Below are 13642 nucleotides of genomic sequence, written 5' to 3' on the forward strand. Positions count from 1 at the left end.
TTATACCAATCGTTTCAGCTCAACCGGCGCGGTCAAGCGTTTCCAGCAATGCCGACTTAGAAATCGCGCCGACATATCGGTTTTTTTCATCAACAACCGGAACCGGCCAGCGGCTTTCAGCAACGCGTCCAAGCACGTTGGAAAGCGGTTCGCTTGCATCGATAGGAACGATATCGCTCAAAAATGCTTCCCTGTAGGGATGCGGCGATTTGTTTTTAACTTTCTCAATCAGAGAGTCCTGACTGATCATGCCGTGATAGCTGCGGTCTCGGCCGACAATAACAGCAATGTCACGACCGGTCGTTTCCATCTGCTCCAGTGCGGAAGCCGCAGCAACACCCTGACGGTCAATAATCGTCAGCAGCGTTTTACGCGCCACATCACCGGCAGAAAATACATGCGAGACATCAACATTCTTAAAGAAAGAGCGCACATAATCATTGGCCGGTTTAGAGACAATCTCATCCGGTGTGCCGACCTGAACAACCTTGCCGTGCTGCATAATGCAAATACGGTCGCCGATACGCATGGCTTCATCAAGGTCATGGCTGACGAAGATGATCGTGCGGCTGTTTTCTGATTGCAAGCGGATCAGCTCATCCTGCATTTCTGTGCGGATGAGAGGATCAAGCGCCGAGAAGGCTTCGTCCATCAGCAGGATTGTCGGTTCATTCGCCAATGCGCGGGCAAGGCCGACGCGCTGTTTCATCCCCCCCGAAAGCTGCTCTGGCATGCTCTGGGCATAGGGTTCCAGACCGACGGCGGTGAGCGCTTTCATTGCGCGCTCATGGCGCTCGGCCTCAGCCATGCCTGCAACTTCAAGTCCGAAGGCTGCATTGTTGAGAACTGTACGGTTTGGCAGCAATGCGAATGACTGAAACACCATGCTCATATCGCGGCGGCGAAGATCAATCAGCTCGCGTTTTGACATTTTGGTAATGTCTCGACCATCAACGGCAATTACGCCGGATGTAGGCTCAATCAACCGGTTGAGCAGACGGAGCAAAGTAGATTTGCCGGAGCCGGACAAACCCATGATGACAAAAATCTCGCCATCCATGATTTCAAAGCTGGCACCGTCAACGCCGATTGTGCAGCCTGTGTCTTTGTGAATTTCAGTTTTACTCTTACCGGAACGCAGTTGGGTCATCGCTTTTTCCGGCCTGTCGCCAAAGACTTTAAAAACATCTTTCAAAGATAGTTTCGCTGTCTTTGCCTCATCCATACTTATTTCATTCGTATAAATATCCATATATTAAGTTAACCCTGCCATGACGGCAGACCTATTCTCCTTTTGTATTCTAAGATACATAAAACCTGCAAAATACGACTATAATCATATAAAAATAATAGTCTTAAAAATGCAGATAAATCGAATTAGATTTGAATTATATATCGCAAAACCTCAAAAAAGTCCACCCGAAGCATAAAAAACGTCCCGAAAGCCTGCTGTTCTGGTAGTTGCAGCACGATGCACGCAAGGCGGGCATTAAGAAAAGAAGGCAATATACGGAGGAAAAACCGGAAGATTTGGTGAGAGATTCTCTAGAGCGCCGCGCGCCCTCTTGTGCGCAGAAACGTCGCTCGAGCCTTTATATTTATAGCGCAATTTTTACCTTAAACTGTTTCAAGTTTAAGGAAACATGCTGTAACGAACAAAAGAGCTGTTTATTTGAGCGCTTCCGGTAAAGCTTGTAGGCGGTTTTTCGCAGTGACAATGAGCGAAAATAGGATGATTAAACCGGTTCAACGATCTAAAATTTACTAAAATAGAAGTGAATTTTGGAAAGATAATTAAAGTATAATAATACAAATTAAATTAAAAATATTAAATCATATATATGATTGAATATAATATTTTAAAATACGAATACATGCTTTTATAATTTTATAAATCAGGTACTATTCAGGTTACCTTAAACACCAATAGGTAACATATGAATAGAGTCTGGAGCTTTTCTATAGTTGCCGAACCTGAGGAGGGGCGGATCATTAAGATATCCGAATGGTCGGATTTATCGATGTTCCTGCTATGTCATTGGCCGGTAAAATACGGCGCAGCTTATACAGCAGCCATTTGCAGTCTTTCTCAGGATTTTTATAAGCAATCCAATATTGAGACGATTATACGACTATTTATCGCCGCACTGAAAGAAGCGGAAATTCCATACAAGTTTGAAATGGCCACACCTGCGCATGGCCACTCCGAGGTCAGCTTGTCAGCATCCTTTACCAGTCAAATACCGATAACGCCCCTCTGAATTAGGCAAGAGGAACCGCGACTTCTGTGCGGTTACGACCATTGCGCTTGGCTTTGTAAAGCGCCTGATCTGCCGTTTCAATCATATAGCTGAAGTCCGGATGCCCGTTGAAAGTGGAAACACCGATCGACAACGTGATATTCTGCACACCGCCATCCGGCAGCAGGAATTGCTGTACGGAGATTTTCTGACGCAGGCGTTCAGCAGTTTCATAGGCCGTAGATGCACTTGCCTCAATCAGCACCACAAGAAACTCTTCCCCGCCATAACGGAACACAAAGTCGCTGGCGCGGCATTGTGTGAAAATGCTTTCTGCCACTTGTTGCAGAATATGATCGCCGCCGCCGTGGCCATAGGTATCATTGATACGTTTGAAATTGTCGATATCGACCATCATAACGCTCAGTTCCATCCGGTTTTGTGTCGCCATTTTGACTTCACGCGTCAGAATGGAAGGGAGGAAACGACGGTTCAGCGTGCGGGTTAACGGATCGCGTCCGGTTTCCATCGCTGCTGCAACCTGAAACAGTTCAGCCAGCAGAAATTTGATTTCACCGGTCTTGTTTTTAAAATTCTCAATGAGATCTGTCAGAATAGGATCAGCATTTACGGTTGCAGCGGCAATGGAAGGCAGCAGGCTATTATCGACATAGCGCATATCACTGCGGATGTTTTCCAGTACCGGTGAGCCGTGAAAAATCATATCACCTTTATGATGCAACCACAGACCAAAATCCGAGCTGGCAAGCGGCGGAAGCGCTGTATCCTGACGAGCGCCATAGAGGCTGAACAGTACCGACTGACTCCATTCCATCAAAGCAGCGCGCTGGGTTTCGCGCTCCAGTGTCACATCCTGACTGAGCGCAAAGGCACGATAAGCTTCATCTGTCTGGGCATCGCTTTTGGTGTTGGTCACAAAAGCCTGACTCATGATCTCAATAGCAATATTGATCGCATTGCTGGTATAGCCAGCCAGAATTGCAAAATCCCCGAGACTAATATCCTGATTGCGCAATTTCAGAATAATTTCATTTTTCAAAAGGCGTGCACCTTGCATCACCACATGGATCGGCACCTGAATACGCGCATGCACTTCGCCGATTTTGCGCTGCTCAGCAACAAAAACCTCAACATCCATCGTGCGCCCGACGAATAAGCGGCAAAGCCAGCCACGCATCGAATGCTGTAAACGATCATGCACAACCTCCTGCGAGAGGAACGGGCTGGCATCAGGGTTTTGTAGCAGGCGATCGTAGAATACGCGCACGAGACGATCTTTATCAGCCTCAATCAAATCTGCCATCAGCTTTGCCAAATTATCAGGCAAGCCACGGGTTAGCTGAACCCATTCCCATTCTGAAGGCATTAGAGGAGGCTGATGAGCGGCATAACCGGCTATCTCTGCTGTGAGAGGGGGAATGTTCAAAACCGTTATGTCTCCGTCACTCATATGCTTTGCGGCGCTAATTTTCGGGCAGAAAATCTGCAACACCGATTAAATTTCAAGTAAACCTGTTTCAATGTAAGCAAGATCAAAACCCTGTGATCAATCTTGCTGTACTATATTGACGGGTACTTGCCATTCTCGCGACCGCTGTAAAAATTATCCAAAATTTCATAATGCAGACTGCCAGCGTTACATTAAATATCTGCCGGGATAAGCCTCATTTATTGCCCTCAATATAATGTCTGACGAATGAATGAAATACTTAAATTGATATTTTATATAAAAGTTCAAATCTGCGATTATCATACTGTTTTTATATAAACCTCTCACAATCTCGCTTATTTTTTTTGTTTCGCTCACTCTTGCTGTCTGAAAATTTAATAGATAGACTGATCTACCTAATTTATTATAAAAAGAGAAAACATGCCAGCAACCTTGAAAGCGCCGAAAACAGCTTCTGCCCGGGAACGTCTGCTCGAGGCAGCAGGAATCCTGTTTTATAATTACGGGATTAACGCAACCGGCATTGATATGATTACAGCCAAAGCAGGCGTTGCGAAAATGAGCCTGTATAATAATTTCTCATCAAAATCCGACCTTGTCGCTGCTTTTATTGAAATGCGGCATCAGGAATGGCTCGATCTGTATGAGGCCCGCTTAAAACAGGCGCATACCGTGCCGGATCGTATTTTGGCTGTGTTTGATGCCTATCAGGATCATGCCGAATTTGACTATGAGAACGGCTTTCGCGGTTGCGGGCTGCTCAATGCCGCCGCAGAGCTGACTGTGGGCGACGAGGGCAGGGAGGCTGTGCGCCGGCACAAGGAAGAGGTCGAGCGCCTTTTGGTGGATCCCCTTGAAAACTGGCGCAATGCGGCTGGTGAAGCCTTGTCAGCAGAACGGGTGGCTCTAACCGCCGAACATCTGTCTTTTTTGCTGGAAGGATCGTTCTCGCGTGCGGGTCTTGAAGGCAACAGCAATCGTGTTCTTAGCGCAAGACGCCTTGCAGAAAGCATTCTGGCCGCTTTATGAGTGAAACATCTGTTATCCGTACAGATCGTGTCGGTCTTGGCATCATCTGCGTTTTAATTGCGTCCTTCCTATGGGGCACCACCGGCACTGCCGCTACCTTTGCACCGGAAGTCGGCCCTTTAGCGATAGGTGCTGTTGCAATGGGAGTAGGCGGTCTTCTGCAAGCCCTGCTCGCTTTACGTGCGCTGAAACGTGACAAGCTCAAATTGCAGCGGCATTGGCTGCTGGTGTTTTTCGGTGCGGTTTCTGTCGCGGTTTACCCTCTGGCCTTTTACTCTTCTATGTATCTTGCCGGTGTCACTATTGGCACAGTCGTCACACTTGGCTCTGCGCCACTATTTTCCGCATTGATTGAATGGGCTGTCGATCATAAAACCCTGAGTAAGCAATGGATTGCAGGCGCAGCACTGGGGCTGAGCGGCATTGTTCTGCTTTGTTTTTTCGGCGGTGGCGCGCATGAAGCAGCGTCTGCCACAACCGCAACGGGAACAACCGTAGCAGGCATATTGTTAGGTCTTGTCGGTGGGCTGACCTATGCACTTTACGCCTGGGTAGCACACAGGCTGATGTGCAAAGGCATTTCATCCGGAGCTGCTATGGGCTCAATTTTTGGGGCAGGCGGGTTATTGCTGATGCCCGTTTTGCTGTTCACCGGCGGCGCCTTGCTAATCTCATGGAACAATGCACTTGTCGGTGCCTATATGGCCATCGTCCCGATGTTTACCGGTTATGTGCTGTTTGGCTATGCATTGGCGCGTATATCTGTTAGCACAGCAACCACTGTCACACTCACAGAGCCGGTTATTGCTGCCTTACTCGCAGTGGTGATTGTTGGTGAAAATCTGTCGCCGTTAGGCTGGCTTGGCGCATTACTGGTTATACTCTGCCTTGTCATTCTTTCCGCACCAAAGAAAGAGCAGGCGCTTTAATCCGGTGAGGGAAGCGTCTTGAGATAATCCTCAAAGCGCTTCCCTCGCTTCTCACGAAAGAGCCTGCCTGCCAGTTGAATGACCTCAATACGATCTACGCAATGCAGAGTTTTGGGTATGGGCAAAACACATGCCCATAGCCGATAATATTAGCGCGCAGTTGCAAATTCAGTCATCAGCTTTTCGAAGTCCTCGAAAGGCGGAAAGCCTTCATAGCTATGCGTTGCCGGAGTATGCGCCCAAGGCAGTTTTTCCTTGGTCATCGTCTCGATAAAGGGCACAAACCACTTGCGCTCATCAAACAATGACGGCCGGACATTGATGAATGCATCCATACCTTCAATGCGCGTAAACATCCATGTCATGCAATAAGCACAGAAATAATGATGCTGCTGAGGCCCATGCAAGCCGCCGATAACCGGCTCACCTTGTGTGACTTTAAAGCCGGATGAAGGGATCATTGCAGTTAATGAAAAGGCGCTGCTGCTCATGGATTGGCAACCGGTGCAATGACAGGCTGCGGTCATTAATGGCTCTGCAGTCACTTCAACTCGGACTTCTCCGCAACGGCATTGTCCGCTTAAAGGTAATCGGGGCATCTTCATCCGCCATATCCTTCTAAAAGTAATGCCCTGTTTTTACAGGACTTTTGCAGTTTTAGCTACCACGTTTCAATCCATGATCTATCAAGCGGTCAATAATTTGACTGTAACTGACACCACTCACGGCCATAACTTTGGAATACATACTGATATCTGTAAATCCTGGTATCGTATTGATTTCATTGAGGATGATCCGCATATCTTCAGTGACGAAGAAATCTACGCGCGCCATCGCATCACAACCGACAGCCCGAAATGCCTTCTCGGCCATTTCATGTATTTGTGTTTCAACGATTGAGGGCAGGTCTGCCGGTACTTTTAACGCCGCACCAGCCTCATCTATGTATTTTGCATCATAGCTGTAAAGTCCATAACTTTCTGCCGGTGTTATCTCACCACAACGCGATACAAAGAGACTGCCGTCTGTATTCTCCAGCACGGCACATTCAATTTCACGGCCGCGAATAAACTCTTCAGCCAACAGCTTTTTATCATGCAGGAAACCGGCGTCGAGTGCAGCCTGATAGCCGGTTTCAGCGCTCACTTTACTGACACCAACAGACGAACCTTGGCGCGCAGGTTTAACGAAAAAGGGCAGTCCGAGTTTTTGCTGTAAAACTTGAAATTCCGGCACATTGCCCTGATGAATTGTCACCGAATGTGCAACTGGCACAGCAGCTTCTTTGCTCAGGCGCTTTGTCATATCTTTATCGAGCGCTGCCGCAGAGCCAAGAATGCCGCAACCGACGAGAGGAACACAGGTGACTTCTGCTAAACCCTGTACGGCACCATCTTCACCATGCAGCCCATGCAGAACCGGAAAAAGCGCATCAATCTTTGGTAACTCGTATAGTTTTTGATGCTGACCCAGAGCAACTATACGCCCGTAACCGCCGGATAAAAGGCAAATCTGAATACCGGAGGAGGGCTGCGCCAATTGTCCCTTCTCATAGGAACTCAGCAGCCATTGCCCTTCGCGGGTCGCAAAAACCGGCACGGCTTCATATTTATCAGGATTAAGCGCCTGTATCACATTGGTCGCAGACAGAACCGAAACATCATGCTCGGGTGAACGGCCACCAAAAAGCAAAGCAACGCGTAATTTTTTCTGTGTTCCGGTCATGTGCCATCCGTTGATTAAACAATTGTCTCCGTGTTTGAGATCATTTTACGGAATATCGACAATATTAAGTTGCAGGACATCTGGATAAAACAAAGCATGATTTTTGAATTTTTATAGTAAAGAAAGGCTATGTTGCGCGCCTAGGGAGGAAAAATGAAAAAACCTGTCGTTCTTGAGCGTAAAGTATGGGCTGAAAAGCCTGATGTCTGGCAGGGCGAATTTGAGGGCCGTCGCTTTGGTACCAATGCATCTGTGATGTTTTATACGACGGATCAAATCGGTCATGGTCCACGACTGCACAAACATCCATATGATGAAATTTTCATCGTGCGTCAGGGACGCGCTTTATTCACCGTTGGTGATGAGAAGTTTGAAGTTACAGCGGGACAGATCATATTCGGGCCAGCCAATATTCCGCATAAATACATCAATCTTGGACCTGAATGCTTAGAGATGACAGATATTCACGTCACGGATAAGTTTGAGCAGGAAAACTTAGAATAACTCACAGGTATGACACATCAACTGCGATGAATTCGGCATCTTACGGCTGAATCACATAAGATAGATTATGGAACTAAATTATATAAAGAGAAGCGGCAGATGCATGTTCTGCCGCCTTTAAAGACTTGAATTCAGGCTTATGCCTTTTGAGCAATGTATAAATGCCCGGCAACCGGTTTGCCTTGTTCACTACGCACTGTGATATCTGTCACGCGCAGCATTTTGATACCGTGGCTCAGCAGCAGCTTCTCAACATAGTCCTGTTTATGTGCAAAACGCTGATGTGGCCCGACCGTATAATCACGGCCTGCAAAATCCTTGTCGGACAATGTTTCGCTCGAAAATGCAAAAATGCCGTTACGATTAAGGTTCAGCGGAAGTTTTGAGAAAAACGGTGCCAGATCGCCCATATATGGCAGTACATCGGTCGCTATAATAATGTCCCAGGCCGGCGCTGTGGTCTGGTCAAGGAAGTTCACAACTTCGCCTACATAAAGCACATTATAATCGCCTTTTTCATCAGCAATGGCGATCATGTTTTCAGCGATATCAACGCCTGTGCGATGCTCTGTCATTTCGAATAGCGCATCAGCGCCAAGCCCTGTGCCGCAGCCCAGATCAAGCATGCGGGCATAATGTGCATCGGGATTAAGGTCTTCCAGATGATCCGCGAGCTGCAGCGGTACATCATAACCAAGCTCATCAACGAGGATCGTATCGAACATTTCTGCGTGCTGGTCGAACAAAGTCGCAACATAGGCATCAGGTGCTTTGTTTGGCACCTCACCACGCCCCATGCTCGCTAAGCGTACAGCTGCACCGCCATGATCGTCCGGATCAATTTCTAAAGCCTTTTGGTAGGCTTTAGCCGCACCATCAAAATCGCCTGATTTTTCAAGCCTCAAAGCCTCATTATAGGCCTGTTCCAGCGCATCTTCATCAAATTGCGGATTTGCGGACATAATCAAAAACTTTCTGTAACGTGTATACGCTCATTCATAACCATAGCGTATAACGCTTTAGCGTGAGACTATACGAAATAATAAGTTGCTGTTCCTTTGGCGCAAATCAATGCATTTATCAATCTGAAAGAGAACAGAGGCAAAAAGGGAATAGGGGGCTCCCCTCTCCCATTTCTATAATCAGAGTCCCTGCTCTGCTTTGTCCGCTTCAATCAGTGATGCTTGTGCGGCGTAGCGCCTTGCCAGAACCGCACAGGCCATCAGCTGAATCTGATGAAAAATCATCAATGGTAATACGACACTGCCAACCATTGCCGCCGGAAAGATCACGCTTGCCATAGGCGCGCCGCTGGCCAAGCTCTTTTTCGTTCCGCAGAAGATAATCGTAATTCGGTCTTCTCGTGAAAAGCCCAGCATTTTAGCTGAAAAGCCCGTAAACCACAGGATAAAGGCCAGCAAAACCACGTTAACGCCAATCATAATGGACAGGTCATGGCCTGAAACCTCTGTCCATAAGCCCTGCACCATTGCTTCACTAAAAGCGAGATAGACCACCATCACAATGGAGCCACGATCAACTAATCCCAGCGCTTTATTATGTTTGCGAATGAAATTTCCAATCCATGGCTGCATGATCTGACCGGCAATAAACGGCGCCAGCAATTGCAACAGGATCGACAGCAGAGCATCAAGCGAGACACCGGCATCATTTTGTCTGGCGAATAACAGGCCAACCAGCAATGGCGTCAGAAACATTCCGATAATATTGGATGCCGATGCAGAAACAATCGCTGCGGACACATTGCCTTTAGCGATCGCCGTAAAAGCAATCGATGACTGAACAGTAGAAGGCAAAACGCATAGGAACAAAATGCCTGCATAAAACACCGAGTTTGAAAAGCCCGGTATGATCCAGCCGAGCGATACCCCGATCAATGGAAACAGCGCAAATGTGATCGACAGCACCATGAGATGCAGGCGCCAATGGACGATGCCTTTTACAACAGCCTGACGGGACAATCTGGCGCCATGCAGGAAAAACAGCAAACCGATTGCGACTTTTGTTGCCAGCGAGAACCAGTGAGCAGCTTCACCCTGCACAGGCAAAAAGGACGCTACAACAATAGCCAGAATAAGGGTGGAGATAAATTTATCGGGAAGAAAGCGCATATGTCCGATCGCATTTTTTGCATCAAATCATTGCCGAAATCGAAAGAAGCATGGCCGGATGCCCCGATTGCCATTGAAATGCAAAGATTTCCGGATGATTTTCTTTGGTGCCTGAGATGAAAAGACAGTCTGTTTCAGACTCGGATTTCAAGCATGCAACGGTGAGACTATGCTGACATGGTTTTTATTTCGAGATAATTGTCATTTGCTTTGCGCTGTTGCAACAACGCAAAGCAAGTGTGTTCTGCGAATTTAGTCAGAATATCCGTTTGGATTCTTTGACTGCCAGTTCCACATATCGGCGCACATTTCACGCAGTGTTTTCTTGGCGCTCCAATCGAGCGTTTCTTTTGCATGTGCAGGATCGGCGTAGCACGAAGCGATATCACCAGGGCGGCGCGGAGCAACTTCATAGCGGATATGCTGATTGGAAACGTGCTCAAATGCCTTGATTACATCCAGAACGCTATAGCCCTCACCCGTGCCGAGATTAACCGTCAGGCATTTAGGCTCATTCAGCTTATCCAGTGCTTTGAGATGACCTTCGGCCAGATCCATAACGTGGATATAGTCGCGCACACCGGTGCCGTCCGGTGTTGGGTAATCATTGCCCCAGATGCTCAGTTTTTCACGACGTCCGGTAGCAACCTGCGCGATGATTGGCATCAGATTATTCGGAATGCCTTTCGGATCTTCACCGATCAAACCGCTTTCATGTGCGCCAACCGGATTGAAATAGCGCAGAATAGCAATGCTCCATTCGGGATCGCTATTATAAAGGTCGCGCAGCATTTCTTCGACCATCAGCTTGGTGCGGCCGTAAGGATTTGTTGCTGAGAGCGGATGGGTTTCATCGAGCGGCAAGCGCTGCGGATCACCATAAACTGTAGCCGATGAAGAAAAGACAATTTTCTTAACATTGCAACTGCGCATGGCCTGCAACAGGCGCAAAGTGCCGAGCAGGTTGCAGTCATAATAATACAGCGGCTTCTGCGTGGATTCACCAACGGCTTTAAGACCGGCGAAATGAATGACAGCCGTGCAATGATAGGTCTGCATAACTTTTTCGAGAAATTCACGGTCACGAATATCGCCGGTTTCACGCTTTGGCATTCTGCCGGTGATCTGCTCAATACGTTGAAAAACGCCGGGCTGACTATTGTCGAAATTATCAACGACAACAACATCATGTCCGGCCTCAAGCAGACTTACGCAGGTATGGGAACCAATAAAGCCGGCACCGCCGGTTACCAGAATTGTCATCAGATTCTCTCTGTTCGGTTACAGACGGTTTTCATAAGTCGAATTTTATGGCACCAGTAGGTTCAAATAGCCATATAATCAATCGGATATATTGTCCGGTCTCTGTTTAGTCAGGATTCCATTATGCAGCCTTCGCGCAATATTCAAACTCTCTTAGACATTATGATTGCGCTGCGTGATCCGAAAACCGGTTGCCCGTGGGATGTTGAGCAGGATTTCAACACGATTGCCCCCTACACGCTTGAAGAAGCCTATGAGGTGATTGATGCGATTGAACGTGACGATATGGATGATTTGCGCGAGGAACTTGGCGATCTGCTGCTGCAAGTGGTGTTCCATTCACGTATTTCAGAAGAAAAAGGCGGCTTCAACTTCGGCCATGTTGTTGAGGCTGTAACCACCAAAATGATCCGCCGTCATCCGCATGTTTTTGGCGATGAAGAAGCGCGCTCTGCTGGTATGGCCAAAGGTTCATGGAACCGTATCAAACAAATTGAAAAAGATGAACGGCTTACCCGACGCACTGCACTTGGTCTTGAAACCACAGAGAAAAAGGGCTTTCTCGAAGATGTGCCGACCTATTTACCTGCCTTGGTCAGCGCGCTGAAATATCAGCAAAAAGCTGCCCGTGTTGGTTTTGACTGGGCAGAGGCTGCGCCTATTCTGGACAAGGTTGCCGAAGAAACGCAGGAACTGCGTGAAGCAATGGAAAATCAGGACAAGGCTCATATTGCTGAAGAATATGGCGACCTGCTGTTTGCCATGGTCAATCTCGGTCGCCATCTGGAACTTGAACCGGAAATGGCCTTGCGTGCGGCGAATGAAAAATTCAAACGCCGTTTTCACTTCATTGAAGATGCGCTGACCAGTGACGAAAAATCTCTGGAGGCTGCAAGCCTTGATGAGATGGAAGCGCTTTGGAATAAAGCCAAACAGGCCGGAAAATAAGGCTTGCTATCTTCCGGCCTGCAAGTGTGAAACAGATCATTCGCCCCATTTGGGGCGAAGCATCTGATAGACCGTATCAGTCGTTGCGAAGTCCATATAGCCGAGGCGCGTAACCGGTCTGGATTTGGTGATATCAATCAATCCGTCGACAAGGATTGTCTCATCAATATGCACGCCGACAACCTCACCGATTACCATATAGGCATCGGCAAGGGCGCCATCCCTGCCCTTTAGCTGGCGTATATCGACCGCCACACATTCCAGCGTCGCATAGGCTTCAGCCACACGCGATGCCTTAATTTGCTCGCAAGGAGCGGCAGTCAGCCCTGCATAATCAAACTCGCTGACGCCGCGCGGTGCATTGACCGATGTCGCATTCATCTGCTTTGCAAGATGTTCACCAACCATATTGGCCGTGAATTCCCGCGTTTCTTCGATAAAGGCCACGCTGTCTTTGTAGCCGGAAGAGCTGAACATCAGCAAAGGTGGCGTATCGCAGACAATATTGAAAAACGAATAGGGGGCAAGGTTCAAAGCCCCCTCTTTCGACCGTGTTCCGATCCAGCCGATCGGACGCGGTGCGACAATGGCCTTCAGAGGATTATGCGGCAGGCCATGGCCTTTTTGCGGCTCATAAAACATTAAAAATCTCTGTTCTTGTCGTTTTAATACCAAGGCGGCTCAAGATGCTAACGCATCACGCCTTGAAAGTGTTCAATCGCCACAATGGCTTAACCAAAGTTCAATGCGTTTCACTCAATGAACTTTGATATAACCGGTAAAATCAGCCCTGATACGGGCCCGTATATTCGCTCACCAAAGATTGCAATTCAGGGCGCGGACGATCGGGTGCTGCTGCTTTTGGTGTGCCAATATGCACAAAGCCAGCCACTTTTTCATGCGGGGCAATACCGAGCAGGCGCTTGCCCTCTTCATCATCAGAATACCAGTTGGTGATCCAGTTGCTGCCATAGCCCAGCGCATTCGCGGCATTGCAAAGCTGCATGGCGCTCGCAGCCGAAGACAGAAATTGCTCCCATTCCGGAATACGATGTGTATCGCGCGGGCTGCAAACCACACCAATAACAAGCGGAGCGCGGGAGAAACGCTTCAGTTCTTTTTCACGGTGGCTGTCAGAAAATTCTTCATTATTTTCCACTGCGCGCTGTGCAGCGCGGTCTGCCAGCATTTCGCCGACCTGAATGCGTGCATCACGACGATAAATAATAAAGCGCCATGGATTAAGCTTGCCGTGATCCGGTACGCGGGAGGCAATTGTCAGAATCTCTGCCAGTTCATCTGCGGATGGTGCAGGCTCAATCAGTCCAACAATCGGGGTGGAATTGCGGGTTTTAAAGAAATCAATGAGATCCGACACTTTATTTCCTGTTCATTCTGTTC

14 protein-coding genes are annotated in these 13642 nt (G+C 48.0%); 5 read left to right on the top strand and 9 right to left on the bottom strand.

Annotated features, from left to right (window positions below; all coding sequences use genetic code 11):
* Positions 1 to 19 precede the first annotated feature (19 nt).
* A complete protein-coding gene (proV, locus tag QUF18_RS17260; protein ID WP_374807203.1) occupies positions 20 to 1225 on the bottom strand; it encodes a glycine betaine/L-proline ABC transporter ATP-binding protein ProV in 1206 nt (401 codons plus the stop codon).
* A 712-nt stretch (positions 1226 to 1937) separates the two neighbouring features.
* Here proV and QUF18_RS20420 point away from each other — a divergent pair.
* Positions 1938 to 2261, top strand: coding sequence for a DUF982 domain-containing protein (locus tag QUF18_RS20420; RefSeq protein WP_353074547.1), 324 nt, complete (start codon positions 1938 to 1940; stop codon positions 2259 to 2261).
* A 1-nt stretch (position 2262) separates the two neighbouring features.
* On the opposite strand, the gene QUF18_RS17265 is transcribed toward QUF18_RS20420, so the two are convergent.
* A complete protein-coding gene (locus tag QUF18_RS17265) occupies positions 2263 to 3687 on the bottom strand; it encodes a GGDEF domain-containing protein (RefSeq protein ID WP_289388515.1) in 1425 nt (474 codons plus the stop codon).
* Positions 3688 to 4131: 444 nt separating this feature from the next.
* Here QUF18_RS17265 and QUF18_RS17270 point away from each other — a divergent pair, with 444 nt between their 5' ends.
* On the top strand, positions 4132 to 4740 hold the full coding sequence (locus QUF18_RS17270; RefSeq protein WP_289388516.1) for a TetR/AcrR family transcriptional regulator: 609 nt from the start codon (positions 4132 to 4134) through the stop codon (positions 4738 to 4740).
* Positions 4737 to 5669, top strand: coding sequence for a DMT family transporter (locus QUF18_RS17275; protein WP_289388517.1), 933 nt, complete (start codon positions 4737 to 4739; stop codon positions 5667 to 5669). The genes QUF18_RS17270 and QUF18_RS17275 overlap by 4 nt, the downstream gene beginning before the upstream one ends.
* 149 nt (positions 5670 to 5818) lie before the next feature.
* On the opposite strand, the gene QUF18_RS17280 is transcribed toward QUF18_RS17275, so the two are convergent.
* Entirely contained in the window at positions 5819 to 6274 is a 456-nt protein-coding gene (locus QUF18_RS17280; RefSeq protein WP_289388518.1) for a GFA family protein, read from the bottom strand.
* A gap of 52 nt (positions 6275 to 6326) precedes the next feature.
* A complete protein-coding gene (locus QUF18_RS17285) occupies positions 6327 to 7394 on the bottom strand; it encodes a D-alanine--D-alanine ligase family protein (RefSeq protein WP_289388519.1) in 1068 nt (355 codons plus the stop codon).
* Between the two features lie 153 nt (positions 7395 to 7547).
* Between QUF18_RS17285 and QUF18_RS17290 the strand changes: the two genes are divergently transcribed.
* Positions 7548 to 7898, top strand: a complete 351-nt coding sequence (locus tag QUF18_RS17290; protein WP_289388520.1) for a cupin domain-containing protein — start codon at positions 7548 to 7550, stop codon at positions 7896 to 7898.
* 137 nt (positions 7899 to 8035) lie between these two features.
* Here the strand turns inward: QUF18_RS17290 and QUF18_RS17295 are convergent, their stop codons facing one another.
* The 3 genes from QUF18_RS17295 to galE form a co-directional block, all read right to left on the bottom strand.
* A complete protein-coding gene (locus QUF18_RS17295) occupies positions 8036 to 8866 on the bottom strand; it encodes a methyltransferase (protein WP_374807204.1) in 831 nt (276 codons plus the stop codon).
* A 174-nt stretch (positions 8867 to 9040) separates the two neighbouring features.
* Complete coding sequence (locus QUF18_RS17300) at positions 9041 to 10030, bottom strand: bile acid:sodium symporter family protein (protein ID WP_289388521.1); 990 nt, start codon at positions 10028 to 10030, stop codon at positions 9041 to 9043.
* A 252-nt stretch (positions 10031 to 10282) separates the two neighbouring features.
* The gene (galE, locus tag QUF18_RS17305; RefSeq protein WP_289388522.1) at positions 10283 to 11293 is read right to left on the bottom strand and encodes a UDP-glucose 4-epimerase GalE; all 1011 of its coding nucleotides are present in this window, start codon (positions 11291 to 11293) and stop codon (positions 10283 to 10285) included.
* Positions 11294 to 11416: 123 nt separating this feature from the next.
* Between galE and mazG the strand changes: the two genes are divergently transcribed.
* Positions 11417 to 12241, top strand: coding sequence for a nucleoside triphosphate pyrophosphohydrolase (mazG, locus tag QUF18_RS17310; protein ID WP_289388523.1), 825 nt, complete (start codon positions 11417 to 11419; stop codon positions 12239 to 12241).
* Between the two features lie 36 nt (positions 12242 to 12277).
* On the opposite strand, the gene QUF18_RS17315 is transcribed toward mazG, so the two are convergent.
* Positions 12278 to 12883, bottom strand: coding sequence for a flavin reductase family protein (locus tag QUF18_RS17315; protein ID WP_289388524.1), 606 nt, complete (start codon positions 12881 to 12883; stop codon positions 12278 to 12280).
* Between the two features lie 142 nt (positions 12884 to 13025).
* Positions 13026 to 13619, bottom strand: a complete 594-nt coding sequence (locus tag QUF18_RS17320; protein WP_289388525.1) for a nitroreductase family protein — start codon at positions 13617 to 13619, stop codon at positions 13026 to 13028.
* Positions 13620 to 13642: the final 23 nt, after the last annotated feature.

Source organism: Pseudochrobactrum kiredjianiae, assembly GCF_030362795.1.
Taxonomy (GTDB): domain Bacteria; phylum Pseudomonadota; class Alphaproteobacteria; order Rhizobiales; family Rhizobiaceae; genus Pseudochrobactrum; species Pseudochrobactrum kiredjianiae.